Source organism: Clostridium sp. TF06-15AC, from assembly GCF_003481165.1.
GTDB classification, from domain to species: Bacteria; Bacillota; Clostridia; order Lachnospirales; family Lachnospiraceae; genus Otoolea; species Otoolea fessa.
In genome coordinates, this window is the sequence record NZ_QUKS01000015.1 from 1 (window position 1) to 300 (window position 300).

General features: G+C 47.0%; 1 rRNA gene. It reads left to right on the forward strand.

The window, feature by feature from the left end:
- Positions 1-180 precede the first annotated feature (180 nt).
- Positions 181-298: ribosomal RNA gene (gene rrf, locus DXC57_RS15325) — 5S ribosomal RNA — on the forward strand.
- Positions 299-300: the final 2 nt, after the last annotated feature.

The following is a 300-nucleotide window of genomic DNA, read 5'->3' on the forward strand; positions in this document are numbered from 1 at the left end:
AAGGTAGCCGTATCGGAAGGTGCGGCTGGATCACCTCCTTTCTAAGGAAGAAGGATTATAAGTAGGTTGCGAGAGCAGCTGAATCAATCCAACTAAAACGGAAGAAGAAGTAAGGGTTTTATATACTGTTGAGTTTTCGAGGATGACAATTAAAGATTGAAATCCAGGAAATGAAAGATTTCCGGTGTCGATGCGCTTAGGGGACACACCCGTTCCCATCCCGAACACGATGGTTAAGACCTAAGCGGCCGATGATACTATGCTGGAGACGGCATGGGAAAGCAGGTGGATGCCGGATTC